The organism is Labrenzia sp. C1B70 (assembly GCF_000475395.1).
Taxonomy (GTDB): Bacteria; Pseudomonadota; Alphaproteobacteria; order Rhizobiales; family Stappiaceae; genus Roseibium; species Roseibium algicola.
In genome coordinates this window covers 515,020-541,128 of sequence record NZ_AXCE01000062.1, presented here as the reverse complement: position 1 = coordinate 541,128, position 26,109 = coordinate 515,020, and the positions used below count along the sequence as shown (strand labels likewise).

At 59.5% G+C, this 26,109-nt stretch carries 20 protein-coding genes; 14 read left to right on the top strand and 6 right to left on the bottom strand.

All coding sequences use genetic code 11. The features are described 5' to 3' along the window. Positions 1 to 39: 39 nt before the first annotated feature. The 3 genes from Q666_RS63360 to Q666_RS63350 all read right to left on the bottom strand — a co-directional run bounded on the left by Q666_RS63360 (position 40) and on the right by Q666_RS63350 (position 6,239). Entirely contained in the window at positions 40 to 822 is a 783-nt protein-coding gene (locus Q666_RS63360) for a TIGR02186 family protein (protein WP_023001774.1), read from the bottom strand. Beyond that, positions 819 to 1,748, bottom strand: a complete 930-nt coding sequence (locus Q666_RS63355; protein ID WP_031269647.1) for a sulfite exporter TauE/SafE family protein — start codon at positions 1,746 to 1,748, stop codon at positions 819 to 821. The genes Q666_RS63360 and Q666_RS63355 overlap by 4 nt, the downstream gene beginning before the upstream one ends. Positions 1,749 to 2,168: 420 nt before the next feature. After that, entirely contained in the window at positions 2,169 to 6,239 is a 4,071-nt protein-coding gene (locus Q666_RS63350; RefSeq protein ID WP_023001776.1) for a peptidoglycan-binding protein, read from the bottom strand. A gap of 422 nt (positions 6,240 to 6,661) precedes the next feature. Here Q666_RS63350 and Q666_RS63345 point away from each other — a divergent pair, with 422 nt between their 5' ends. The 9 genes from Q666_RS63345 (at position 6,662) to Q666_RS63305 (ending at position 17,124) form a co-directional block, all read left to right on the top strand. Further along, complete coding sequence (locus tag Q666_RS63345; RefSeq protein WP_023001777.1) at positions 6,662 to 7,123, top strand: MerR family DNA-binding transcriptional regulator; 462 nt, start codon at positions 6,662 to 6,664, stop codon at positions 7,121 to 7,123. A 332-nt stretch (positions 7,124 to 7,455) separates the two neighbouring features. Continuing rightward, positions 7,456 to 9,252, top strand: coding sequence for an acyl-CoA dehydrogenase C-terminal domain-containing protein (locus Q666_RS63340; protein ID WP_023001778.1), 1,797 nt, complete (start codon positions 7,456 to 7,458; stop codon positions 9,250 to 9,252). A gap of 104 nt (positions 9,253 to 9,356) precedes the next feature. Beyond that, positions 9,357 to 9,995 (top strand): glutathione S-transferase, encoded by a 639-nt coding sequence (locus Q666_RS63335; protein WP_023001779.1) that lies wholly within the window; start codon positions 9,357 to 9,359, stop codon positions 9,993 to 9,995. A gap of 27 nt (positions 9,996 to 10,022) precedes the next feature. Continuing rightward, entirely contained in the window at positions 10,023 to 11,231 is a 1,209-nt protein-coding gene (locus Q666_RS63330; protein ID WP_023001780.1) for an acetyl-CoA C-acetyltransferase, read from the top strand. Positions 11,232 to 11,233: 2 nt separating this feature from the next. After that, the gene (locus Q666_RS63325; RefSeq protein ID WP_023001781.1) at positions 11,234 to 11,617 is read left to right on the top strand and encodes a cupin domain-containing protein; all 384 of its coding nucleotides are present in this window, start codon (positions 11,234 to 11,236) and stop codon (positions 11,615 to 11,617) included. Between the two features lie 18 nt (positions 11,618 to 11,635). Beyond that, entirely contained in the window at positions 11,636 to 13,846 is a 2,211-nt protein-coding gene (locus Q666_RS63320; RefSeq protein ID WP_023001782.1) for a 3-hydroxyacyl-CoA dehydrogenase NAD-binding domain-containing protein, read from the top strand. A gap of 149 nt (positions 13,847 to 13,995) precedes the next feature. Then, a complete protein-coding gene (locus tag Q666_RS63315; protein WP_031269648.1) occupies positions 13,996 to 15,117 on the top strand; it encodes an AraC family transcriptional regulator in 1,122 nt (373 codons plus the stop codon). Between the two features lie 561 nt (positions 15,118 to 15,678). Next, entirely contained in the window at positions 15,679 to 15,954 is a 276-nt protein-coding gene (locus tag Q666_RS63310) for a DUF6460 domain-containing protein (RefSeq protein WP_031269649.1), read from the top strand. A gap of 123 nt (positions 15,955 to 16,077) precedes the next feature. Then, positions 16,078 to 17,124 carry a hypothetical protein gene (locus Q666_RS63305; RefSeq protein ID WP_023001785.1) on the top strand — a complete coding sequence of 349 codons (1,047 nt, stop codon included), beginning with the start codon at positions 16,078 to 16,080 and terminating at the stop codon, positions 17,122 to 17,124. 10 nt (positions 17,125 to 17,134) lie between these two features. On the opposite strand, the gene Q666_RS63300 is transcribed toward Q666_RS63305, so the two are convergent. Then, the gene (locus Q666_RS63300; protein WP_023001786.1) at positions 17,135 to 18,082 is read right to left on the bottom strand and encodes a histone deacetylase; all 948 of its coding nucleotides are present in this window, start codon (positions 18,080 to 18,082) and stop codon (positions 17,135 to 17,137) included. Positions 18,083 to 18,264: 182 nt separating this feature from the next. On the opposite strand from Q666_RS63300, the gene Q666_RS63295 reads away from it, so the two are divergent. Further along, a complete protein-coding gene (locus Q666_RS63295) occupies positions 18,265 to 19,617 on the top strand; it encodes an MATE family efflux transporter (protein ID WP_023001787.1) in 1,353 nt (450 codons plus the stop codon). 12 nt (positions 19,618 to 19,629) lie between these two features. On the opposite strand, the gene Q666_RS63290 is transcribed toward Q666_RS63295, so the two are convergent. Together Q666_RS63290 and Q666_RS63285 are read right to left on the bottom strand one after the other, a co-directional pair. Next, positions 19,630 to 20,724: a quinone-dependent dihydroorotate dehydrogenase gene (locus Q666_RS63290; RefSeq protein ID WP_023001788.1), complete on the bottom strand. Its 1,095-nt coding sequence runs from the start codon at positions 20,722 to 20,724 to the stop codon at positions 19,630 to 19,632. Further along, positions 20,721 to 21,065, bottom strand: a complete 345-nt coding sequence (locus Q666_RS63285; RefSeq protein ID WP_031269651.1) for a DUF952 domain-containing protein — start codon at positions 21,063 to 21,065, stop codon at positions 20,721 to 20,723. Before Q666_RS63285 ends, Q666_RS63290 begins: the two co-directional genes overlap by 4 nt. Before the next feature lie 153 nt (positions 21,066 to 21,218). Between Q666_RS63285 and Q666_RS63280 the strand changes: the two genes are divergently transcribed. From Q666_RS63280 to Q666_RS63270, 4 genes are all read left to right on the top strand, one after another. Next, on the top strand, positions 21,219 to 21,902 hold the full coding sequence (locus Q666_RS63280; RefSeq protein WP_023001790.1) for a S24 family peptidase: 684 nt from the start codon (positions 21,219 to 21,221) through the stop codon (positions 21,900 to 21,902). Positions 21,903 to 21,920: 18 nt separating this feature from the next. After that, positions 21,921 to 22,862, top strand: coding sequence for a hypothetical protein (locus tag Q666_RS63275; protein ID WP_023001791.1), 942 nt, complete (start codon positions 21,921 to 21,923; stop codon positions 22,860 to 22,862). 227 nt (positions 22,863 to 23,089) lie between these two features. After that, a complete protein-coding gene (locus tag Q666_RS65300; protein ID WP_023001792.1) occupies positions 23,090 to 25,066 on the top strand; it encodes a methyl-accepting chemotaxis protein in 1,977 nt (658 codons plus the stop codon). Positions 25,067 to 25,292: 226 nt separating this feature from the next. Further along, positions 25,293 to 26,096 (top strand): pyrroline-5-carboxylate reductase dimerization domain-containing protein, encoded by an 804-nt coding sequence (locus Q666_RS63270; protein ID WP_023001793.1) that lies wholly within the window; start codon positions 25,293 to 25,295, stop codon positions 26,094 to 26,096. Positions 26,097 to 26,109 lie beyond the last annotated feature (13 nt).

The window sequence follows — 26,109 nt, the reverse complement described above, 5'->3', positions numbered from 1 at the left end:
TCGAGAAGACCAAATCGGGCGGGCCGAGATCGGGTCTGCCTAGTCCTTGCGGAAGATCACACCGGCGAGCCAGCCTGTGAAAATGGCCAGTGACACCGCGAGGAGGCCATAGAAGAACGGATAGGACTGCGCCAGTTCAAAGGTGACCTGTTCGAAACCGCTTTTGGCAACAGCCAGCGTCTGCTCCGTCTGGGCCACCACCTCGCCATGGAGGAAGAGGAAGCTTTTGACCTTGTAGTCTCCCACCGGGATGTTGGCCGGCAGGGGAATATTTGTTCGGAACATCGTATCGGTCAGAAAGGTGATCGAAGTTTGCTGTTCCGAGTAAAGACCCATCTGCTCCCGCAGCCGGACGAAGGCGCGGCGAAAATCATCCCTGTCTGACAATGCGACATTGGAAACGCCCGAGACAGCCAGGTTGATGTGGTTGAGGCCGATGCCAAGGTCGTCAAGAACAGTGCGGTTCGCAAGGTTGCCGATATTGATGGTGCTCGCGACCGCGTAGTAGGAAGGAACGTTCTGGAACCGCTCGGCCTCCCGGTTCACCCAAACGCCCAGAAAACGGCCCTTGCGCCGCGTGGTGATGTCCTGCGGTGGTCCCTCCACGACGATGGCCAGTTCATAGCCACTCGGATCGTTGGGTTGGCGCTCGATGTTGCTTGCCTGCCCGAAGATGACGATTTCCGTGCCCGTGAAATTGGACTGGATCGAGATCAGATCCGAGGACAGGGACGTCACCAGTTCCTGGTTCGGCCGGCTCTGGGCAGCAGCGCCGGTTACCAGGCCAACGACAATCGACAGAAGCAGGATCAGCCGGCTCATGCCCCTGCCCCCTTCCGGATCGCGATGGAATAGAAATCGTCCGGTGTCAGCAGCAGGTCGACCGCAAAGCGCAAGCCGACAGCCAGGACCAGAAGCGCAAGCAGCAGACGCAATTGATCGCCGCGCAGGTTCTGGCCCATGCGAGCCCCGAACTGGGCTCCGATCACACCGCCGACCATCAGCGTCATGGCCAGAACGATGTCGACAGTCTTCGTGCCCATGGCATGGAACACGGTCGCGGCTGCCATTGTGAAGAGGATCTGGAACAGGGATGTGCCGATGACGATGCTGGTGGGCACGCGCAGCAGGTAAATCAGCGCAGGCACCATCATGAAGCCGCCGCCGATCCCCAGGATCGTGCCGAGAAAGCCGATGATCGCGCCAAGGCCGACAACCGGGATGATGCTCACATAAAGCTTGGAGCGCCGGAAACGGACTTTCAGCGGCAGCCCGTGGATCCAGTTATGCTGACCCGGTTTGCGGGCTTTGGGCGCAACGCCGGACTTGCGCCGACGGATGGCACGGATGGATTCGAACAGCATCAGGCCGCCAATGGCGCCCAGGAACGTCACATAGGACAGCGAAATCACGACATCCAGCTGACCGATGGACTGCAGAACCTCAAACAATATGACGCCGATAAACGACCCTATGACACCGCCGCAGAGCAGGATGGTGCCAAGTTTCAGGTCGATGGCCTTTCGTCGCCAATAGGTGACGACGGCCGATGACGAAGAGGCAACCACCTGCGTGGTAACGGTGGCAACGGAAACCGCGGGCGGGATACCGGAGAAGATCAAAAGCGGTGTCAGCAGGAAGCCACCGCCAATACCGAACAGCCCCGACAGAAAACCCACGGCGCCGCCCATGCCGAATATCACGAAGATATTCACCGGAATCTCGGCTATGGGCAGGTATAATTGCACGGGATCAACCGGAAAACTGCAGAAATGACTGCGTAAAGATTACGATGAAATGGTTAAAGACCTGTAGAGTCCAGCATGTCAACCGGCCAGCAGGTCTGTTTGGTTCGGTTCGCCGATTTTAGACAAGTGCCAGGCGGAATTCGACCATTGCGTTGCGCAAATATCCCGCGTTCCGGTCTGTTTTTGAAACCACGCCCATCGTGCTTCACGTTCGAATATCTGACTGCATTCAGGCTCTGCCTTTTCCATCGGCAAATTGCCTGTAGCGCCGTTACCGAAGAAAATTCCATTTCGTGTCACCGTGAAAAAACAATGCGGGCCGCAATGTGAAAACACCCAGCCGGGCATCTGGCCTGGCTGGGTGCTTGTTTCATCAGGTCGCCGTTTGTCGCGCCCACCCCGGATACACCTAGGGATGGTCTAGATCGCCTGGCTCTTCAACTCGTCCAGCAGACGGTTGTCGACTTCTCCGGTTTCCGGCATTCCGATGCTCCGCTGGAAGGCGCGGATCGCGCTGCGGGTGCGCGGACCCATCTGGCCGTCCGGGGTACCGGTGTCAAAACCAAGGTAGTTGAGCTTGTCCTGGGCTTCCTTGACCATGGCCGTGTTGTCGGGCGCCTGGATCGACACCTTTTCCGCCGGCAATGTAGCGCTGTCCACCCAACCCGGCTCCATCGTCACCTTGTTGGCCGCTGCGTTCGGCGTCTTCAGCTTGAAGTTTTCGACCGCGAGCCGAGCATTGGCCAGGGTTTCCTGGTCCATCATGTTGGCGACATCGTCGCGGCGCTTGGCTGCTTCCGGGTCGCCCTGATCAGCCGCAATCGCGAACCATTTGTAGCTGGCGACCAGGTCCTTATCGACGCCGATGCCTCCGGCATAGAGGATGCCCAGGTTGAACAGGCTGTCCTTGACGCCGAAATTGGCGGCTTCTTCGAACCACTTGGCAGCAGCTGCATAGTCAGGCTGTTCACCACCTCCCTCGGCATAAAGAACCGCGAGGTTATGCATGGCCTTCGCATTACCGGCCTCGGCCGCCTTGGAATACCAGGCCTTTGCCTTCGGCAGGTCCTTATCGACACCACGGCCTTTTTCGTAGAGGCTTGCGAGCCTGTACTGGGCAGGCGCGAGACCCTTGTCGGCCGCTTTCTGATACCAGACGGCTGCCTTGGACAGATCCGCCGATACACCACTGCCTTCGGTGAATTTCACACCCACCAGGAATTCTGCGGCCGCATTGCCACTGGCAGCAGCGCTACGCAGCGCCATCGGGCCAACGCCTTCCGGCGGCAGGTTTGCAAGGAGGCTTGCCGGGGCGCCGGCTTCGCTTGCCGGTTGGAACCCGGACACAGTGCTTTCACCTGCTTCGCCGAAGCTGCTTGCAACGCCTGCGGGCGGCGCGAACGCCAGTTCGGTTTCAGGGGCAAGCGGACCGGACGCGGAAGCAGCCTCAACATTGTTGCTTTCGGTGACCGGTGTCGTTTGCGGCGGCGCGGACTGCGCTGATGCAACAGCCGGGGCCTGTTCTGACATCGTGTCGGCCGTCTCGTCCGGCATCGCGCTGACAGCCCCGGATTCTGCTCCTTCGGCCGCAGATCCGACGCCGCGGCTTTCTGCCAGAGCGACCTCGCTAGTAACCTCAACGTCCGGCTTCACGTCGGCTTGTACCGGAGCAGCGTCTGCCATTTCCGGCGCAGGAACCGCTTCAACGGTTTCCGGCGTGTTCGCGGCAAGCTGATCGGCCTCTTCCGGGCCACCGGTTGCCAGGCGGAACACCTGCAGTGTTCCGATCAACAGGACAACGGCGGCAGCAGTATAGAGAATGGCCCGACGACGGCCGCTGGAGGCCTGCGGAGCTTCCGGCGCCGGGCGATCACCCGGCAGAACGGCAGAATCCTGGGTTTCAAACGCCTGATCGGCAACGTCCTCGGCATTCAGCTCCAGATCGCCAACCGGCTCGGCCTTGTCTTCCTTCGCAGCGGACTTGTCGCGCTTGAGAACGTTGCGCAGCCAGCCGACACGGGCCTTGCCGCGTTCCTCGTCGGCAACGTCAGGTTCTTCCGTTACCTTCTGCCGCTTTTCCAGCTGGGCAGCTTCCGCGGAAGCTGCCTGTGCTGCACGGCGGGCAGCTGCGATGAAGTCTGCCTTGCGATCACGGGTCCGGTCATCGGCTCGCGGTGCCTGCGGTGCATCAGCGGGCTGCTGCTCGCCTTCCGTCTTCCCGGCCTGTGGGGCCTTGGAGAACAACGGGGCCGGTTCATCAACCTTGATCGGGGAGAAGCTGGAGGCCGGCGTTTCACCGAAGTGGTCGGCACGTTCCAGGTTGTCCAGGCGCTCGGTCAGCGAGCCCAGCACGGACTTGACCCCGTCAAAGGTGTTCCGCGTCCGTTCGTCAGTACCTTCAGCAGCGTCAAGCAACCGCTTCAGATCGGACTGAAGCTCCGTGATGGCCTGATCGTACTGGCCGTTTCTCGGTGCCGGTGCGCTTTCGATCGCTTCCCTTGCCGCTTCGCGGGCGATGCCCACGACGTCTGAGCGGGTTTTTTCCAGGCCCTTCTCGATCCGCTCCAGGAACGGCGAGAACTGCTCCATGCTGAACGCCTGAGTGGACGTGCTTTCGATCTGTTCCGCGAGCGCGGCAACCTTGGCTCCAAGCTGTTCGAAGCGGCTGTCGTCGGTAACTTCGGCCCCCTTCGACACGATCTGTGCCAGATCGGCAATCCGCTGCTCTAGCGCTTCTGTCGATGCCGGTGCCGACACGCTGGCACGCATGGATCCGATCTCCGCGCGCAGCTTGTCTAGGTCCGATGTCGTGACCGTGTCTTTCGGCTGATCCAGACGAGCAGTCAGATCGTTCAACCGCTCCTGAAGCTGTGCCATGAACTTGGTGTCCGGCGCATTGCCGCCGGACCGCATCGCGGCTGCATCCAGAACCGGCACCGGGCGCGCAGACTTCTTTTCGATCGCGTCGATCTTGCCGGAGATCGTTTCCAGACGCTGTTCCAGCGCTGCAAAGGCGCCCGTGTCGGTCGACGGAAGCGGACCTGCCTGCTCCATTCTCTCGAGACGGTCAACGATTTCGTCGAGGCGCCGGTCAACCTGACCCAGATGCTGAGTGTCCACCGGAGCTGCACGGTCGTCGGCCATCATACCGACGATGTCTTCCAGGCGGCCCTGCAGCCTGGAGATCGTTTCCGGCTCGGGCATGCGCTGTTCCATGGCGGACAGACGGCTGTCCAGGCCGCGCTGTTCCCGGGCCAGGACTTCCAGATCGTCGAGGCGGCCGGACACGAATTTCATCCGGTCATCGATACCCTCGACAAGACCCTTGATATCGATCTGTTCGACAAAGCCGCGGACTTCACGCAGTTCCGCGCGAAGCGGTTCGATATCGGCGTGGCCCTTGCGCTGCAGGAGCTCTTCCATGCGTTCGGCAATGCTGACGACCCGGTCTTCCAGCACCATCATGTGCTCGGACCGCGGCAGCGCGGCAAAGGCGTCCTCGATTTCATTGAGGCGCGCGGTCACACCGCGCAGGACGCGGGGATCCACAGACGCACGGGACAATTCATCAAGGCGCTGCAGGATATGGGCATATCCGTGCTCCAGGGTCTGGAGTGCCCCTTCCACGTTCGTGCGGCCGACCATGTCCTTCAGGTCGGCGACTTCCTTGCGGATCTCGCGGGCCAGCTGGTCGTTCTTCTTGTCTGCACGCAGACGCTCGACCATGTCGGACAGGCGACGCAGTTCCGCATTTTGCCGGCTCACGGTTTCGTTGGTGCCGCGCGACAGGCCGCCAAGTGCCTCGCGCAGCGAACCAAGCTCATCGCGAACCTGATTGAAGGCCTGTTCCTGCGGCGCTCTCAATGCGTCGATGCGGCGGCCAAGGTCCTTGTAGATATGCATGGACGCTTCGCTTCTGGAGCGTACGTCCCGGTCGCGCTGGCGAGAGGGCTGCGGCGCATATTGCGCTTCGTAGGCATCGTCCTCGTCATAATAGGGTTCGTCAGCCGGCAGATTGTCGATGGCATAGCTTCCCGGGCGACGACGTGGCTTCGGCGCCGGCCGAAGCGGCTCATCCCGGTAGTCCGCGCGATGCTCCTGACGATAGTCTTCCCGCGGGTCCGGGCTCGCAAGCCCCTGCACCTGTTCGTCCAATCGGTCGAGCGCACCCATGACTTCATCAATGCCCGGCTCGCGGCGAGACACCCTGCGGCGCGGCGCAGACTGGTGAGGCTCCGGCCGACGCACTTCGGGCCGGCGTGGTTCCGCCTGGTCGGCCAGAAGCCGGTCCAGCTCGTCTGCCACGGCGTCGAGATCCTCGTCACGTTCCTCGGAGGGATAACGGTCATTTTTGCCAAGCGCCGTTGCAGTGCGCGTCAACCGTTCTATGCGGTTTCGCGCCGGCTCGCGGCGTGGTGCATCGTAAAAGTCGTCGCCTTCATACGCATCACGGCCGCGGCGTCCTGCCTCGTTTTTCTTCCAAGCCGGCATCTCTTGACCCTGGGCTGACGGTCATTCAGACCGCTGATGAAACAGGCTGCGCCATGATTCCGTCGAGGACGGGACAGGCACAGCGTTTTGAAAGACTTTGTCGTTTTAGGGTAAACAGGCCGTTAATTGGCCTTGCTAAATGCGAAAACAGACCGTTTTCGAATGAAAATCAGATGTTCACGCGATCAGGGTGACGCGAATCGGCAAACGCTGCGTTAACGAATTTTTCCCCTGCGACCTTCCGTGACTGGACCTTAACGCAAACGTAAGCTAAACAGTGCGCAAGAAACCGGCTGAGCCACTGTGCACACAACCGCATCGCCTGAGAACGCACTGGAGATCATGTCTTCGGAGCGGGTTTCGAAAACTGCAAAACATCAACGATGAGCCGGACAACGGCTGAAAAACGAGAACAAACTGCTATGAGCGAAGCGCTTTCGATCCTCAATGAAGACGATCTTGTGGACGTTGTGTCCGCAAACGACGACAGCACGAAGAAAACCCAGTTCACAATCGGCGACCTGGCGAAAGAATTCGACTGCACCCTGCGCACGCTGCGCTTTTACGAAGACAAGGGGTTGCTCAACCCCAAGCGCGACGGCCTGAACCGCGTCTATAACCGCCGCGATCGTGCCCGCCTGAAACTGGTACTGATGGGCAAACGCGTTGGCTTCTCCCTGTCCGAGATCCGCGACATGCTCGACCTTTACGACCTGCGCGACGGTCAGGTGACCCAGCTCCGCGTCGCCCTGTCCAAGTTCAACGAGCAGATCGCCGTTCTGGAAGATCAGCGCAAGGACATCGAACAGGCCATTGAGGAACTGTCACGCACTGTCGAGATCGTTTCCGGCATGCTGAAGCACAAGGAAGCGGAAGAGGCATAAGTCCCTTTCCTTTCGACCTCAGAGTTTTGAAACCGCTGGCGGCAACGCCGGCGGTTTTTTGTTTGTGCGGACGTCAACTTGCAATTTCTGCGAGAATTGACGCCCTTTTTCCAAAACTGTGAAATTCCCCAAAAACGACACCTCGCAACACGATTTCGCGTACGGGACCTTCGGAAATCATTCCCATCAGCATGTTTTAGGCGTATTTTTTTGACAACCCTTCCGTTGGGACACCACTTGCCGGGCAATAACAACACGCGTATATAGGCCTCAAGGTGACGTTTACGGAAACGTAAGGTCGAGACATAAACGGCAGATCTGGGAGGATTTCCATGCCGAGCTATACCGCTCCCGTCGATGACACGCTTTTCCTGTTGAAGGACGTGTTCGGCTATGACCGATATTCCAACCTGCCGGGTTTTTCCGATGCACCTCTCGACCTTGTGGAAGCGATTTTGCGCGAGGGTGGCAAGTTCGCGGAAGAAGTTCTCCAGCCGTTGAACCAGACCGGCGACAGCGAAGGCTGCACGCGCAACGACGACGGCACGGTCACGACCCCAAAAGGCTTTCTGAAAGCCTACAAGGCGTTTTGCGAAAACGGCTGGGGTACCTTGTCGGCGGACGCGAATTACGGCGGACAGGGCCTGCCACATACTCTGACCACCGTCTTCAATGAATTTGCCTCTTCGGCAAACATGGCCTTTTCCATGTACCCGGGCCTGACCGCAGGGGCCGTTGCAGCCCTGACGATCCACGGCACGGATGATCAGAAGCAGACATACCTTCCCAACATGATTGCCGGAACCTGGACCGGCACCATGAACCTGACCGAACCGCACTGCGGAACGGATCTCGGCCTCATCCGCACCAAGGCGGTGCCGCAAGCCGACGGCTCCTACAAGATTACCGGTACCAAGATCTTTATCTCAGCCGGTCAGCACGACATGGCGGAAAACATCATCCACCTGGTGCTGGCCCGCATCGAGGGCGCCCCGGAAGGCACCAAGGGCATTTCGCTGTTTGTCGTGCCCCGCAACGCGATCGGCGACGATGGCTCGGTGGGAGACAACAATGGCGTTTCCTGCGGCTCGATCGAGCACAAGATGGGCATTCACGGCAACGCCACCTGCGTGATGAACTACGACGATGCCACCGGCTGGCTGGTCGGCGAAGAGAACAAGGGCCTGCGCGCCATGTTCACCATGATGAACGAGGCCCGCCTCGGCGTTGCGGTTCAGGGGCTCTCCCAGTCGGAGGTCGCCTATCAGAATGCCGTCATCTACGCCAAGGATCGCATCCAGGGCCGCGCCCTCACCGGACCGAAAAACCCGGACAAGCCCGCCGACCCGATCATCGTGCATCCGGACGTACGCCGCACCCTGATGCAAATCCGCTCGTTCAACGAAGCGGCCCGTGCTCTCGTCATCTGGACCGCGCTTCATGGCGATGTCTCGCACAGGTCCGACGACGAAAAGTCCAAGCAGTTCTCCGACGACATGATGGGGCTGATGACACCTGTGCTCAAAGGCGTTCTGACCGACACCGGATTTGCCAACGCGGTCAATGCCCAGCAGCTTTACGGTGGCCATGGCTACATCAGCGAGTGGGGCATGGAGCAGTTCGTTCGTGATGCCCGTATTGCCATGATCTACGAAGGCGCCAACGGCATCCAGGCACTGGACCTCGTCGGCCGCAAGCTGCCCGCGAACGGCGGTCGGGCTGTCATGAGCTTCTTCAACGAGGTCAATACCTTCCTGAAGGAGAACAAGGACAACGAAGCCCTTGCCGTCTTCACCGGGCCATTGAAGAAGGGCATGGACGATCTTCAGGCCGCGACCATGTGGTTCATGAACAACGCCATGAAGAACCCGGACAACGCCGGCGCCGGCTCCGTCGACTACATGCACCTCTTCGGGCTTGTTGCCCTTGGCTACATGTGGGCGAAGATCGCAAAGGCCATTCAGGAAAAGGTCGCGGAAGGCGCAGGCGAAAAGGCCGAATGGCTGGAAACCAAGCTGACCTTCGGGCGTTTCTTCATGGAACGCACCTTGCCGGAAACGGGCGCGCATCTTGCCCGAATCTCATCCGGGTCCGAAACCATGATGTCGGTTGCCGCGGACGCTTTTTAAAGCGTCCGGGGGCCAGCTCGCTGATGGCGGAAATTTGAGCCCGCAAATCGAAACCGGCGGCTATAGTCGCGTTCCAATTTGATTTGCGAGGGGAATTTCAAGTTATGGCTGAATACGTTCTTCACTGCATGGCCCAGTCGGGACACTCCTACAAGGTGGCCCTGATGCTGGAGCTGTGCGGCGCCGACTGGAAGCCGGAGTGGGTCGACTTCTTCAACGGGGCCACCCGAACCGAAGAATTCCGGGACACGCTGAACGAGATGGGTGAAGTGCCGGTGCTTGTGCATGGTGACGACATCCTGACCCAGTCCGCCGTCATCATGGACGACCTGTCCGAGAAGTTCGGCGCCTTTGGCTGGGAAAACGATGAAGAGCGGCGGGAAATCCTGCGCTGGACGATCTTCGACAACCAGAAGGTTTCCGGCTTGCTCGGTCCGTTGCGCTTCCTGCGCACACTGATGAAGACCGGCGAGACGGACGTGGTCAAATGGCTCGACGGGCGGTCGAAATCCGCCCTTGCCATCCTGGACAAGCATTTCGCGAAGAATGACTTCGCCATCGGCAAGAAGCCAACAAGCGCGGATTTCTCGCTGTGCAGCTACCTCTTTTACGAAGGTGAGCTCGGGATTGATCTCGAGGCTTATCCGAATGTCACCAAGTGGCTGGGGCGGATCAAGGCTCTGCCCGGCTGGAAACATCCTTACGACCTCATGCCCGGCCATCCCTTGCCGGATAAGACCTGAGGCCAATCCGATCTAGAGGAGGATCTGATGCCCGAAGCCTATATCTACGACCACGTGCGCACGCCGCGCGGACGCGGCAAGAAGGACGGTTCGCTGCACGAAGTGCCCGCCGTCCGGCTTGCGGCCACCGCGCTGGAAGCGATCCGCGACCGGAACGGTCTCGACACGACCCGGGTGGACGACGTCGTCCTGGGCTGTGTCGACCCGGTCGGGGAAGCCGGAGGCGACATTGCCCGTGCGGCGGTGTTTGCGGCCGGTTACGACAAGTCGGTTCCGGGCATGCAGATCAATCGCTTCTGCGCCTCCGGTCTCGACGCGGTCAACATGGCTTCGGCCCAGGTCATGGCAGGCCAGCACAAGCTGGTAATCGCCGGCGGCGTGGAAAGCATGAGCCGTGTCGGCCTTGGCGCTTCCGGCGGTGCCTGGCCGATCGAGCCGCAGGTGGCCATCCCCTCCTATTTCATGCCCCAGGGCGTCTCGGCTGATCTGATTGCCACCAAATACGGTTTTTCACGCGATGACTGCGATGCCTATGCGGTGGAAAGCCAGAAGCGCGCCGGCAAGTCCTGGGAAGATGGCCGGTTCTCCGGATCCGTCGTGCCGGTGAAGGACGTCAACGGCATCACCATTCTTGACCGGGACGAGCACATGCGGCCGGAAACCGACATGCAGTCGCTCGCCTCGCTCAACCCCTCCTTCGAAATGATGGGCAACATGGGCGGTTTCGATGCGGTCGGCATCCAGGCGCATCCGGAAATCGAAAAGATCACCCATGTGCACCACGCCGGTAACTCCTCCGGCATTGTCGATGGAGCTGCCGCCGTTCTGATCGGTTCCAGCACCGCAGGCCGTTCCTCCGGCCTGAAGCCGCGTGCCCGCATCAAGGCTTTCGCCAATATCGGTTCCGAACCGGCCCTGATGTTGACCGGTCCGGTGGATGTTACCGAAAAGCTTCTGAAAAACGCCAAGATGGACATCAAGGACATTGATCTCATCGAGATCAACGAAGCCTTTGCCTCCGTCGTCCTGCGTTACCAGCAAGCCTTCGATCTTGATCCGGCAACGGTCAACGTCAACGGCGGTGCGATTGCCATGGGCCATCCTCTTGGAGCCACCGGCGCCATGATCCTTGGCACCGTGCTCGACGAACTGGAACGCCGCGATCTCAACACCGCTCTCGTCACGCTGTGCATCGGCGCGGGCATGGGAACAGCGACCATCATCGAGCGGGTCTGATCATGATCAGCAACATCGACAGGGAATTCGCCCAGATCACTGACTACTGGTCGCCGCGTGTGGTGGCCGACGTCAACGACCAGAGCGTCAAGCTTGCGAAGCTGAAAGGCGAGTTCGTCTGGCACGACCACCAGGACGAGGACGAGCTCTTCTTCATCATCAAGGGCAGCCTCACCATCCGCTACCGCGACCGGGACGATGTCGTCCTGAACGCCGGCGACATGCACGTCGTGCCCAAGGGCGTCGAGCACAATCCGCTCGCAGAAGACGAATGCTGGGTGATGCTGTTCGAACCCGCAGAGACCAAACACACCGGCGACGTTGTCGTCGACGGCACGAAGACGGCTGCGCAACAGCGCGCCCATCTGCAGTCGACCGGCGCCTGACCCGAGGAGGACCATCAAATGAGCTACAAGAATTTCACCGTTGAAACCGATGAGGACGGTTTTGCCCTGATCACCTGGGACATGCCGGAAAAATCGATGAACGTCATCGATCTGTCGGTCATGGACGAGCTGGATGCGATTGTCGACCAGGTGGCAAGTGACGACGCCATCAAGGGGGCCGTGATCACGTCCGGCAAGTCCGCCTTTTCCGGTGGTGCCGACCTGACCATGCTGGAAGGGCTTCTGAAGGACTTCCACATCAAGCGTGGTAACGATGCGGAAGCTGCAGCCAAGGCTCTGTTCGAAGGATCGCGCAAGCTGTCTCAGGTCTACCGCAAGCTGGAAACCTGCGGCAAACCCTTCGTCGCCGCCGTTGCCGGCACCTGCATGGGCGGCGGTACCGAGCTGGCACTGGCCTGTCATGGCCGCATCGTTGACGAAGGCCTGAAGATGGGTCTGCCGGAAGTCAAGGTAGGCCTCTTTCCGGGCGCCGGCGGCACCCAGCGTGTCATGCGCATGACGGACGGACAGCAGGGCATGCAGTTCCTGCTCCAGGGCCGCACCCTGCGGGCACCCCAGGCCAAACAGATGAAACTGGTGGATGAAGTCGCCCCGACCAAGAAACTGGTCGCCGCCGCCAAGAAGATGCTGAAGGCAGGCCTCGACCCGGTCAAGGACTGGGACAAGAAGGGTTACAAGCTGCCAAACGGCAAGGTCTATTCCCCTGCCGGTTTCCAGTTCTGGCCGGCCGCCAATGCGATCTACCGCCGCGAGACCTATGACAACTATCCGGGTGCCCGCTACCTGCTGCGCTCCGTCGTCGAAGGTCTGCAGCTGCCGATGGATCTCGCGCTTCAGGTGGAAAGCCGCTACTTCGCCAAGGTGCTGCAGGCCCCGGAAGCCGCCAACATGATCCGCTCGCTGTTCGTCTCCATGCAGGAGCTGAACAAGCTGGCTCGCCGCCCGGTGGATCAGCGTCCAAACAAGATCCGCAAGATCGGCATTCTCGGCGCAGGCTTCATGGGTGCAGGCATTGCCTATGTCACGGCACAGGCGGGCATCGACGTCGTGCTGATCGACCGCGACCAGGAAGCCGCCGACAAGGGCAAGGCTCATTCCGAAGAGCTGATCACCAAGGCGATCAAGCGTGGCCGGGCGAGCGAGGAGCAGAAGGAAAAGCTGCTGTCGAAGATCACCGCCACCGTCGATTATGAAGCCCTGGCAGATTGCGATCTGGTGATCGAAGCCGTCTTCGAAGATCGTGAGATCAAGAAGACGGTGACGGAGCGCGCCGAGGCGGTGATGAAGTCTCGTGCCATCTATGCTTCCAACACCTCGACCCTGCCGATCACCTCCCTGGCGCAGGCATCCAAGCGGCCGAAGAACTTCATCGGCATTCACTTCTTCTCGCCTGTCGACAAGATGATGCTGGTGGAAGTGATCCTCGGCAAGCGCACCTCCGACCGCGCGCTTGCCATGGCGCTCGACTATATCAAGGCCATCAAGAAGACCCCGATCGTCGTCAACGACAGCCGCGGCTTCTACACCTCGCGTGTCGTCATGACCTATATCCGCGAAGGCCTGATGATGCTGGCGGACGGCGTTCCGGCGGCCATGATCGAGAATGCAGGCAAGATGGCCGGCATGCCGGTCGGACCGCTGTCGCTTGGCGATGAAGTGGCGCTGGATCTTGCCTGGAAGATCGTTTCCGCCACCCGCAAGGACCTCGGCGTCAAATATGTCGAAGGCCCACTCGACAACATCCTGGAAGAGATGGTGGTGAAGCAGGAGCGTTTCGGCCGCAAGAACGGCAAGGGCTTCTACGACTACAAGGGCAAGGACAAGAGCCTGTGGCCCGGCATTCCGGAAGTCACCGGCCAGCCGAAACCCGCAGAGAGCTTCAACATCGAAGAACTCAAGCAGCGTCTCCTGGTGATGCAGGCGCTCGAAACCGCCCGCATCTTCGAGGAAAAGTGCCTGACGGACGTGCGTGAAGCCGATGTCGGCTCCATCCTTGGCTTCGGCTTCGCACCCTATACCGGCGGTACGCTCAGCTATATCGACATGATGGGCACGCCGGCGTTTGTCGACTTGTGCAAGAAGTTCACCCGCAAGTGGGGACCGCGCTTCAAGCCGAACAAGCTGCTGAAGGATATGGCCAAGGAAAACGAGACGTTCTACGGCAAATTCCCGCCGAAAGCCGAAGCGAAGGTCAAGGACGCAGCCTGATCGACAACCGATGCCGCTTCCGGACGGGAGCGGCATCGGCCTATCGCATTCGCCAGCAATTGTTAGCATTTTACGACAAAACTTGATCCGGCGTGACTTGTCATGCACAGTTCTGCTTGGAATTAAGCATGGGCAGGCTGGAGATACGAATGCCGCTAGATGGCGAATGGGCGCGCTCGGATGTCTTCCGCGTTCTGCGCGACATTTGTTCGAACGCCAATCTGGACTGGCCTCAAATGGCCAGGGACTATGAATTCGATCTCGCCAGCCTGGACGACCCGCAAGGCACCGTGCCGATAGCCGCCTGGCATGCCGTTTTTGAACATATCGCCGATGTCCTGGGCGATGACTCCGTCATGTTCGATCTGTTCAACACGATCGACATCGGCTGCTTTTCAATCTTCGACTATCTGTTTGCCTGCGCTCCGTCACTTCGGGAGGCCTGTCAGGCCTGGGCGAAGTTCAGTCCGATCAGAACCAATGCCTATCGGGTGATTTTCGAGGAAGACGAGACCGGAGGCTTCGTGGAATGGCCTATCCTTGAAGGACGCGGTGAATGGCGACAGAACGTGTTCGGACGCATCGGCTGGGCGACCCAGCAGATTGAACATGCACTCGACATGAAAGCGCCGCCAATCCTTATCGAGCTCGCGACCTCACAACCAAATTGCACGTCCAATTTTCAGAAGAAATATCAGGGCCGGATCAAGTTCGGCGCGACCCGCAACAGGATTTCGTTTCCGAAAACGCTGCTCTCCCGCCCGCTCCGGCGCCACGACGCCCACCTTTACGAGATCATCCTGGCGTCGGCGAATTCGGAACTGGAAAGGTTCGGCCAGTTTGAATCTCCGCTGTCGCGCATTGCCAACGAAGTTTCCGCCAGTCTGTCGACCGGGACATGCACCCTGCCGCTCATTTCAGCGAAACTTGGCATGTCGCAGAGGGCGGTGCAGAGGCTTCTGGAAAAGGAAGGCACCAGCTTCCGTCAGCTAAGCGAGGAAGTACGACGTTCCGCAGCCGAACGATATCTTCTGGGAACGGACCTTCCCATGAAGGAGATCGCCTATCTCCTCGGCTTTTCGGAACTGAGCACCTTTTCGCGCGCCGTGAAGACATGGTTTGGGGTCTCCCCCAAGAAGGTTCGGGATGCCCCCCGCTCCAGATCTCCTGCTGCTGCTAATTCCACGACGGGGCGCAAGCAACCGATGCAGCGCTCCAGGGTCACGGTTGCGACACCCTCCGCTGTTCGGCAATCCGCTGCCACAAAATGATTTCGTCTCCAGCCTCTGACAGGGCTTGGTCACCGCGAAGCTGTGATGGCTTGAGAATTGCGGCACGGCGGTTACGGGCTTGTCACCACCGTGCCAGAGATCATTCTTGTTGCCGGCGGTTCCGTCGAGAACACTCGACTAAACCCGCCAATACCGCTATCGGCTGCTCTTTCATTTGCATGAAGAACAGGACGGGTCGATGGCGGCTGGCCCATCCTGCAGTGTGTGCGCCTTTTCTGCCGGTTCAACACTTGTGCCGGTCCGGCGGCTGTCTTTCACCGCAGGTAGAGGAAGGCAGACCGTCGCGGTTGTGGGTGGCCGCAAACAATCTAGATGCACATTCCTGAAAGTTTAATACGCCAACAGGGCCGCTGCGTCTTTGGCAGGAAGCGAACAGAACTTTACGAATTACGACACCAAACTTAATTAATAAGAAATTTTACAAACGGCCTTCGCACGAGCTGGAGTTGCCGCCGTGCTTGCCAGGCCTCATTGTAATCGACACCGAATATTCCTAACTTCTGGCCAGGAATGGTAAGCAACGTCATGCAGGAGACACATATGTCCGACACCGGCCTGAGCCGTTTTCTGGGAGGTTCACCAGCCCAGGTGCTTTTGCGGCTTGTGTTCCTGTCCTTCGTTGTCGGCATTATCCTGTCCGCGCTGAACCTCGACCCGCTCGACCTGATCACCATGTCGATCGATTTTGTCGAACGCCTGTGGAACATGGGTTTCAACGCCCTTGGACGCCTGGGCAAGTATCTGGTTATCGGTGCAATGGTGGTTGTCCCGATCTGGCTGGTTACTCGCATTCTGGCCATGGGTCGAAACCGCTAGTCCCGGCAGAGGACTGCGTTTGTCACTTAAGGCAAGCACGCAACCCTTGCGGGAAATTAACCCTTTCTTAATCATAATTAACTGAAACTGGCGGAACCTCCCCGAGCCTTAAGGGGCCCTTGCATGTCCGCCATCGCAACATCGAAATTTGCCACCTCCTACCAGGCCTACGCCCGCGCGGGTTCTGGTGCGGGCAATCGCTCAGGTTCGCTTGCTGCCGCACAAACGCTCACCACGTTTCTGGGGGCCAACGGTTCGGCCGACGACGAGGACAAGGCAAAATCCCTCTTCGAAACCTACAAGGATTCTGTTGAGCTCAGCGACGGCCTCGCCCGCTCGGTAGAGAACAACAAGGATGCGATGCGCAGGCAAAAGATCGAGATGGTCCAGAAGCGCATCGAACGGCTCAAGGAAATGCTGCGGTTCGCAACGCCGGAGCAGGCCAAGCGTCTGCTCAAGGAGCTGAAACAGATCTCCAAGGAGTTCAAGTCCGCCTCCCAGGACCTCAAGTCGGCAGGTCAGGGCTTGAGCGGTGGAGGCGTCGGCACGGGTGTTCTTTCAGGTGCTTCAAACATCGCCGCCACAGCAGATATCATAACCGGTGCCGGGACGCAGGTTAATGCAACCTCCGCATTGGTCGAGACTGTGTCTGCGGCAGCGAGCAGTCCCGAGACACAAATTCCGGTATCCGGATCTGAAACGAGTGCTGCGACTTCGGGACCGGAGAGCCAGGCGACGGGTCAGGCTCAGACCGGAGTGGAGCAGGATGGTTCTTCCGCAGGCGCACAGGATCCGGACAGCTGGCGGGAAGACCTGAAAGCGGCTGTCCTGACCTACACAGAACAGCAACAGGAAACGAACAAGGCACTCGCCGCAAGCCGCAGGTCCGGGCTGCAGGGCGACAAGGAAGCCCTCGCCAAGATGGCTGAGGACATCAAATCTCTTGCCCAACAGATAGAACGCCTGCTCAAGCGCGATGAGCGCGACACAAAAAAAGATCTGAAAGACGTCCGTGCAGATCTCAAGGACGGCGTCAAGGCACTGAGGACCTCAGACTTCAGCGCGCAGCCAGACCCGGCTTCCACCGCGAGCCCTGCGGGTACGGACGGGGTTTCGACCGCAACCGGTTCGACATCGGTCTCCCTGCAGGTGTCCGATATCCTGGTGTGAACCGGCTCCTTTAGCCGGCCACCTGTTCATGCGCGGCAACCATAGTGAAATCTTCAGCCATAACGGCCTTGGCTGTTCGATGCAGTGTCACATGGCGATCGGCCAATTCGTCGATATCCGTCGAATAGCCTCCGCCCAGAACTCCTGCCAGCGGCACGCCCGCCTTTCGCACCGTTTCGATGACATAGCGGTCACGCCTGCAAAGACCGTCGCGTGACAGCGACAGTCTGCCGAGACGATCACCGGCATAGGGGTCGACACCGGCATTGAAGAAAACGATGTCCCAGCGCCCCTGGCGCAGCAAGTCAGGCAGAACCTCTTCCAGAACAGCAAGATAGACTTCGTCACTCGTCCCATCGGCAAGACCTATATCGAGATGGGAGGGGACCTTGCGCACGGGGTAGTTCTTTTCCGAATGAAGCGAGAAAGTGAAGACATCCGGGTCGCCCTGAAAGATGTCCGCGGTTCCGTCTCCCTGATGCACGTCCAGGTCGACCACCAGCGCCTTGCGGATGGCGCCGTCCGCCTGCAACACCTTGATGGCAACTGCGACGTCGTTGAAGACGCAGAACCCGGCTCCGTGTGCACGCCGGGCATGATGACTGCCGCCGGCGGTGTTGCAGGCAATGCCGTGTTCCAGCGCCAGATATCCCGTCAACACGGTCCCGCCCGTTGCACAGCGTGCCCGAAGGGCGATGTCCTCGCGCATCGGAAAACCGATTTCCCGCGCCACCTTTTCCGGCACCCGGGCATTGAAGACCTGATCCACATAGGCAGGATCATGTGCGAGTGCGACCCACTCGAAGGGGGCGGGACGAGGCCTGAAAAAGGCGCTGTCGCCGAGAAGCCCTTCCTGCCGTATCAACTCGGCGACGGCACGGAACTTGTCCATCGGAAACCGGTGATTGGCGGGAAGGTCGGCGCAGTAGGCCGGATGGTGAACGATAGGCAGGGTCATCTGTGCGCAATATAAGGCGCGCCGGCGCCACGGGCACCCCTTTGAACGACACCGCAGATCCGAATTTTACGGCTCAGTGCAAATTCGGCAGCCATGTCCGTGAATACCCGGTATGTGCCGAAATGAATTGACGTGCCGAGGCAAGGCAGACATGAAGGTCTTCCTCTCGAAGCGAGCCATCGATGTCCCAACTTTCAGCAACCGGCGAGCGGCCGAAACTGGCGTTTGCGGTTACCCACCGCACTGTTCTTGCCATCGCCATTCCGATGACACTCGCCTATCTGTCGACGCCCCTGCTCGGCATCGTCGACATGGCCGTGATCGGCCGCCTTGGCGACCCGGCTCTGCTTGGCGGGATTGCCATAGGCGGGATCATCTTCGACCTGGTGTTCACGACCTTCAACTTCTTGAGGTCCGGGACGACAGGCCTGACAGCCCAGGCTTTCGGCGCCCAGAACGAAGAAGAAGTCAGGGCAACACTGCTGCGCGCCTTCGTGATTGCGGCCATCGGCGGTCTGCTGGTCATCCTCTTGCAAGCCCCCTTGCGAGAAATCGGGCTCTGGTTCCTGGGGGGCAGTGCGGATGTGCAGGCCGCAACGAGCCGCTACTTTGACATCCGCGTCTACAGTGCCCCTTTTCTCCTTGCCAACTATGCCATGCTCGGCTGGTTCATCGGCCTCGGGCGCGCAGGAACAGGGCTGGTGCTTCAGCTCGTTCTGAACGGGCTCAACATCGGCCTCAGTGTCTGGTTCGTCATCGGTTTCGGCTGGAGCGTGGAAGGTGTCGCGCTGGCAACTGTCCTGAGTGAAATCGCGGCAACGGCACTGGGCGTCTGCCTGGTCGTCTTCACCACCGGCAAGACGTCCTGGCCGGCTCTTCAGGTGATTTTCGACCGCCGCCTGCTGGTGCGGATGATGGCCGTCAACCGGGACATCATGATCCGCTCCTTCACCCTTCTCTTCGCCTTCGCGTTTTTCACGGCGCGTTCGGCAGACCAGGGTGACACCGTATTGGCCGCAAACGCTCTGCTTGAGAAGTTCATCATGCTGGCTGCGTTCTTTCTGGATGGTCTGGCAACTGCGGCGGAACAGCTTGCGGGCCGCGCGGTCGGCGCAAGATACCGGCCCGCCTTCGACCGCGCATTGAAACTGACAGCACTGTGGAGCTTCGCCCTGGCGGGGATCCTGTCGACGCTGTTCTGGTTTTTCGGGCAGTACATGATCGATTTCATGACGACGGCAGAAGATGTCCGTCAGGTAACGTCGACCTATCTTGTGTGGGCGATACTGACCCCGGTCTTCGGCGTACTGGCATTCCAGATGGACGGGGTCTTTATCGGTGCTACGTGGTCATCGACCATGCGCAACATGATGCTGTTGTCGCTCGTCGTTTACCTGGCTGCCTATTACCTTCTGTTCCCCATCCTGGGGAACCACGGTCTTTGGCTCGCCTTCCTGTTGTTCTTCGGAACGCGTGGCCTGACATTGCTGGCCGCCTGCAGAAAGCGGGCAGCCGAGACGTTCGGCAAAACATAAGAACAGCTGTATCTAAGCCGTTTCCGATGCCCAGGCATCGACATTGGCATCCCGCGCGTCGCGCAGCGATGCAATCCCGTGCTGGTCCAGTTTTGCAGAAAGGCCGCTCAGGATCTCGTCAATCAGCCCCGCACCCTTGAACACAAGGGCCGAATAGAGCTGCAAGAGGTCCGCCCCCGCCGTGATCTTGGTCCAGGCGGTTTCCGCACTGTCGATACCGCCGACACCGATGATCGGCAGGTCCGGTCCGGCCAGTTTGCGTGCGCGCGCCAGCATGATGGTCGATTTCCGGAACAGGGGCTTGCCCGACAAGCCTCCGGTTTCCTGTGCCGGCCCCTTGCCGCTCAGGCCGTCTCGTCCGATCGTCGTGTTGGAGACGATCAGGCCGTCGACGCTCTTGGCGAGCACTTCCTCGACGATATCCTGCAGGTCCTCATCAGCAACGTCCGGCGCGATCTTCAAGAGCACAGGAACCTTGCGCCCAAACGTCTGCGTGCATTCGTCCCGCGCCGTGATCACGGCGGTCAGCAGATCGGCAAGTGCGGACCGGGCCTGCAGGTCGCGCAGTCCCGGTGTGTTGGGTGAAGAAATGTTGACGGTAAAATAAGACGCCATATCGGCGAATGCGGTGATACCGGCGACGTAGTCGGCAATCCGGTCGGTTGCATCCTTGTTGGCACCAACATTGATGCCGACGATTCCTGTCAACCGCCGGCGGGCTTCAAGCCGCTGGCGCAAGGCTGCGTGGCCTTCGTTGTTGAATCCATAGCGGTTGATCACGCCTTCGTCTGCGGGCAAGCGGAACACCCTCGGCCGCGGATTGCCGGGCTGCGGCTTCGGGGTGACCGACCCTGCCTCGGTATATCCGAACCCCAACTTCAGCAGCGCATCGGGCACTTCGCCGTTCTTGTCGAACCCTGCAGCCATTCCGAGCGGATTGGGAAAGGTCAGATCCCAGAGCTTCACTGCAAGGCGCGGGTCAGACACTTTCCGGCGCGGCGGCATCAAACCGGATTTCAAAGCCATAACAGTCGCACGGTGCGCGGTTTCGGCGTCCAGGCACTGCAGGCCTCTCAGCGCAACGTTTTCAAGGAAAGGCGGTATCATTGATCCAGCTCCGGAAAGTCATGTGACCCGTCCGGTGAAAGTGGCAGTTCCTTCACCCAGAGTGCGACCTTCGGGTCCAGCGAGCCATAGAGATGGGGAAACAGGGCCCCGCCCCGGGAAGTTTCCCATTTCAACAAGTCGCCAAACCCATCAGCATCAAAGGCGGCCAGCAACAGATCCTGCTGGCCCGCGAAATGTTTTGCAGCGGTTTCCCGGACCTGATCCTCGGCGGAAAAATGAATGAAGCCGTCCTGAAGGTCCACTGGCGCGCCCTTGAAGACGCCTTGGTCTGTTGCCTCCTGCCACATGGATTTCGGGACGATCTTGAAAATCAGGGTCATCTGTCTGCCTTTGCCTCTTGCCGGGGATGGCATGGCAGGCAAAGGCCCGGCGCATGCTCAGCCGGTCGGGACACTACTCATCCGAACCGTAGCGAACAAGCGGCACAAGGGACTCCAGCCTGTTTCTTTTGAATTTTGGTCGGGAAAACCCATATGAACGAAAGGTATTTATTCCTGTCGCGTCAATACGGAGAAACGGCAGCCGTGCTCTCACATGAAAAGGTCTGGGCGGCCATTGATGCCCTCGCCTCGCAGAACGGGCTTTCACCGTCCGGCCTGGCTCGGCGTGCCGGACTGGATCCGACCGCTTTCAACCCGTCGAAACGCGTTGCGGGCGACGGACGCCCACGGTGGCCATCGACAGAGTCGCTTGCCAAGGTGCTGGCCGCCACCGGCGAAGCCTTGAACACGTTTGCCGCCAGGGTCGAACCCCCGGGCGGGTCAACCGACGCTGCGCCAGCTTTGGTGCCCCTTGCAGGATTGGATGCTGCCTCGGAGCGAAATGCCTTCGACAGTGCCGGCCGGCCGGCTGGCGCGACGTGGCAAAGTCTCAGCTTTCCCCAAATCGGCGCTGCTTTTGCGCTGCAGGTCAGCACCGAAGACTTCCATCCCCTTTACAGGAAGGGAGATATCGTCGTGGTTGCTCCCGGCGCCCCCCTTCGCACCGGTGACAGGCTTGCCATCAAGCTCAACAGTGGCCGGTTGTCGCTTTACACGTTGCAGGAGACAGGCGAGGAAGACCTGGCGGTTTGCACAATCGGGGACAATTCACAGTCAGTGCGCTTTCAGCACTCGGCAATCGAGTGGACTGCCCGTATTATCTGGGCGAGCCAATAACCTGCGAGCACACATTTGATGAAGCTTCGGCCTCTCATAACGCCAGCAATCGTGCTGACCACCGCAGGTGGTCTGCTCGCCTGGCTGCTCCTGGCAGACCCGCCGTCCGTACAGGACGAGCCGGTAGCGGCAGGCAGCATCACCAGCACCGCCGAGGAAACAAGCGAGCCGGCAGAGACGCCCGAGCCCGCTCCGCAATCGTCCCCTCCCCAAGCCCAGACGCAGAAACCTGCACAGACACAAAGTGAACCCGTCGTCGTTGCCGCTGCGCCTTTGCCGAACGACATTCGCAACGTTTCGCCGGAGGGGGTATCGGCACCGCAGGTACAAGGTGACCTCAAACGTATCGAACCTTCCAAACGCTACCTGGAACTGAAGGATCCGCCGATTGAACCGGTTCCGGACGGCCCACTGGAATTGATGCGCGTGCAGGTTCTTGACGGCGGACGCATCAAGTCGGACCGGTTGACAGTAACGCTTGCCCATATCGTTCCGCTGAAATCGGACGAAACCTGTGTTTCCCGGCTCGGTGGCACCTGGCCCTGCGGCGCAAGGGCGCGCACTTTCCTGAGAGGACTGGTGCGGCAATTGAAGGTGGTATGCGAAAAGATCGAGGAGACCGGACCGCAACAGATTCTGGCAACCTGCACCCGCGGATCGATGGACCTCAGCAAGCGTCTTGTCCGCTATGGCTGGGCGGATCCGGCGCCGGACGCACCTGCCGATTTCATGGAACTTGCCGAAAAGGCCAGAGACAGAAAAGTCGGCAAGTGGCAATCGGAATGGCTGAACGAGTTGCCGACGAGCGAACTGGAAACAGAAGTGCCGTCTGCCTTGCCAGGCCTTGAGGAACTTGCCCCGGAAATCGTCGAATGGAGCCTGAGAACCGAACCGGAACAGCCGGGGGACGGTCAACTGGCAATCGAGGATTACCCGCAAGTAGAACGGCCGGTGCAGTAAGGCTGGAGCGGCACCGCTTCGCGTTGAAGCAAGCCTTAGTTTCTCCTCCTCAACCGACCGCCTCTCACTGCTGCTGAAAAATCCTTGCGAGCGCCTCGAAGCAGCTCATACCTTCGGCGAATAGGGTTAATACATAGACAAATCAATCAGTACAATTAGTTCAATGTTTACGCCCATAAGGGAAAGTGGCTCAAACATTATCAGTCCGTGACGAGGACCAAAGAAATATGAGCGCACCTGCCCCCAAGAACACTGTCGAAACTGACAATATCACGAAGTACATCAAGTTCATGTCCTCAACGGGAAGCGACACGTCTTCCGCTCAGACGGCATGGAACTCCCTTCAAAAACACCTGCCCGACATACTGGACCGCTTCTACAAGGAACTCGTTTCGCACGAAGAGTTGCGCCAGAAAATGGGCGCCCACGAGAAGAACACCGTTCCTCTCAAAAATGCGCAAACCAAACACTGGGAATATATCTTCAATCACGACCCGGACCTGGAGTTCATCGGACAGGCTGCGCGTATCGGTCAGGCTCACGTAAAAATCGGGCTGAAGGCCGAATGGCTGATGTCCGCGTTTGGCCGGCTGTTGAACGAAATCCTTCCTGTCATTGTCAAGAAGCACCGGTTTTCGCAAAAGGCCATGATTGCCGAGATGCAGGCCGTGGTGACACGGTTCTTTCTGGACATGATCCTTGCACAACGTGCGTTCGAAACGGAACAGCGCCGCATTGAAGACGCTGAAATGCGGGATACGATCGGGCTGGAGAACCTGCGCACGACCGCAAACACCATCAGCGAGCTGAACGAAATCGTGATGTCGATGGCGTTGTTGTCGCGCAATACCCAGGAAGCCAATGCGAACGGCCAGTCGATTTCCGCCGCTGCGGACCAGCTTGTCGCCTCCATCGGCCAGATTTCCGAAAACAGCGAAGGCGCGGCCAACGAAGCCGTGCAAACAAACAACGCCGCCAAGGATGGCCTGGATAAGATGTCGGCCGTGTCGAGTGCTATCGGCGATATTTCCTCAACGTCCCGGCAAACCGCGCAGAGCCTTTCAGACCTCAGCGAAGCTGCGTCGCAGATCGGCGAATTCCTGTCGGTCATTCAATCCATCGCAGACCAGACCAATCTTCTGGCGCTGAATGCCACCATTGAAGCCGCCCGTGCAGGGGAAGCCGGCAAAGGCTTTGCCGTCGTTGCTTCGGAAGTCAAAACCCTCGCCTCGCAGACCGGCAAGGCGACGGAAGACATCGCGCAGCGGATCGAAGCACTGACTGCCGGCATGGAAACGATCCAGACAGCCATCCAGAGCTCCGAAGGCGCCATCCAGAATGGCGAGGATGCCATCGCGGCCGCCAATGAACTCATGCAATCCATCGACGGGATGGTTGGCAATGTTTCCGAACGGGTCACCCAGATAACGGGCATCCTGCACCAGCAGAAAGAAGCCAGCCACGAAATCGCTCGCAACGTCGCCAATGTCGCTGAATCTAACCGGAATACGGATCAGCAGCTCGGCGCCATGCAGCGTGTTCTGAAACAGAGCAACGACAGTTTCAGCGGCTCGGCCAAAAACTTCTTCGACGCCAATTCCGACAAGTCGCTGTTGGAGATGGCGAAGATTGATCATGTCCTGTTCAAGAAGCGTGTCGTCGACACAGTGACCGGACACGACGACTGGGCGTCCTCCGGCATGCCCGACCATCATCATTGCCGTCTTGGCAAGTGGTACGACGCCATCAAGAACGAGAAGATCAAGACACACCCGGTCTTCCGCAACCTGGTCACTCCGCACAAGGCAGTTCATGATGCAGGCCACAGAGCCCTGCATGCCGCCGAGCAAGGCAATTCCACGGAAGCCTTCGCTGCTCTCGTCGATCTGGACAAGGCCAGCAAGGAAGTCCTGAATGGCCTGACGGAACTTGCCGCCGCCATGGAAACCGATCTGAAAGACGCGGAACCCCGCAAGTCGCCAAGACAGGACGTCGGCAAGAAGGCCGAAGTTCTGCTGGACGGCGCCATCCAGACCGTGGAGCTTGAAAACGTGTCCGTAACGGGTGTCGGCCTGAAGGGCGTAAAAGATGCAAAGGCGGGCAAAACCGTTTGCATCCGTAGCGATGGCAAGGAGCGCCTTGGCCATATCATCTGGGTGGACGGCACCAGGGCGGGCGTCCAGTTCTTCGACGAAGACAAATAAACTTCGCGGGAAACGCCTGCTGACAACCCTGATAAGGTGCCCCAAAGGGCACCTTATCCAGCTTTATCGCATGCACGTTTGAATGAACGGCTGCTACAGCCATTCACACCACTGGATGCAGGCAGACTTGCTGACAAACCTCTGCTCAATTGTGATCCGCCGGTTTCTTATTTTTCCTGATTGGTATTAGGCTCCGGACTTCGGAAGTCCCGGATCTGGAGTATTCATGACTGGAGAAATCAAGGTCGGCATCATCGGTGGAACCGGGCAACTCGGCAGCGCCATTGCGACGGCTTGGCTGGAAAGCGGCTGTGTCAAACCTCGTCAGCTCTGGATATCCAATCGATCCGGAACCGCCGCAGGCTTCGAAAGCTGGCCGGAAATCACCTTCACCGCATCCAATCAGCTTCTGGCTGACGCCTGCAATGTCATCCTTCTGTCGGTTCCGCCAGCGCTTGTCGAAACGGTCAGCATTTCGGCGCCCGGAAAACTGGTGCTCTCGGTCATGGCGGGTGTCTCACGTGAGAGGCTCAAAACCCTCACAGGCTCGGAAAAGGTCGTTCGTGCCATGTCGAGCCCGGCGGCGGGCAAGCAGCTGGCCTACTCCCCCTGGTGTGCGGCTTCGCCGCTTTCGCAGGAAGACAGGGACCTCGTCCAGTCGTTGTTGTCGGCCTGCGGCCCGAGTGATGAAGTCCAGGACGAACAGCAGATCGAGGTCTTCACCGCCATAACCGGTCCGGTACCGGGATTTGCCGCGTTCTTCGCCGACTGCATTGTTGACTATGCAAGGTCAAACGGTGTCGACAGGCATATTGCCGAACGCGCCGCAAAACAGCTGATCCTGTCGGCTGGGCAAATCATGGCCGGTGACACCAGATCTCCGGCGGAACATGTTCAGGAGATGGTCGACTACGCAGGAACGACTGCCGCCGGTCTCGTCAAGCTGAAGGAACTGGGTGTTTCGGATCTGATCAGTGAAGGGCTGGACGCCAGTACGGAGCGCGTCAGAACGATTGCCGGCAAAGACTGATACCGCGCTTCTT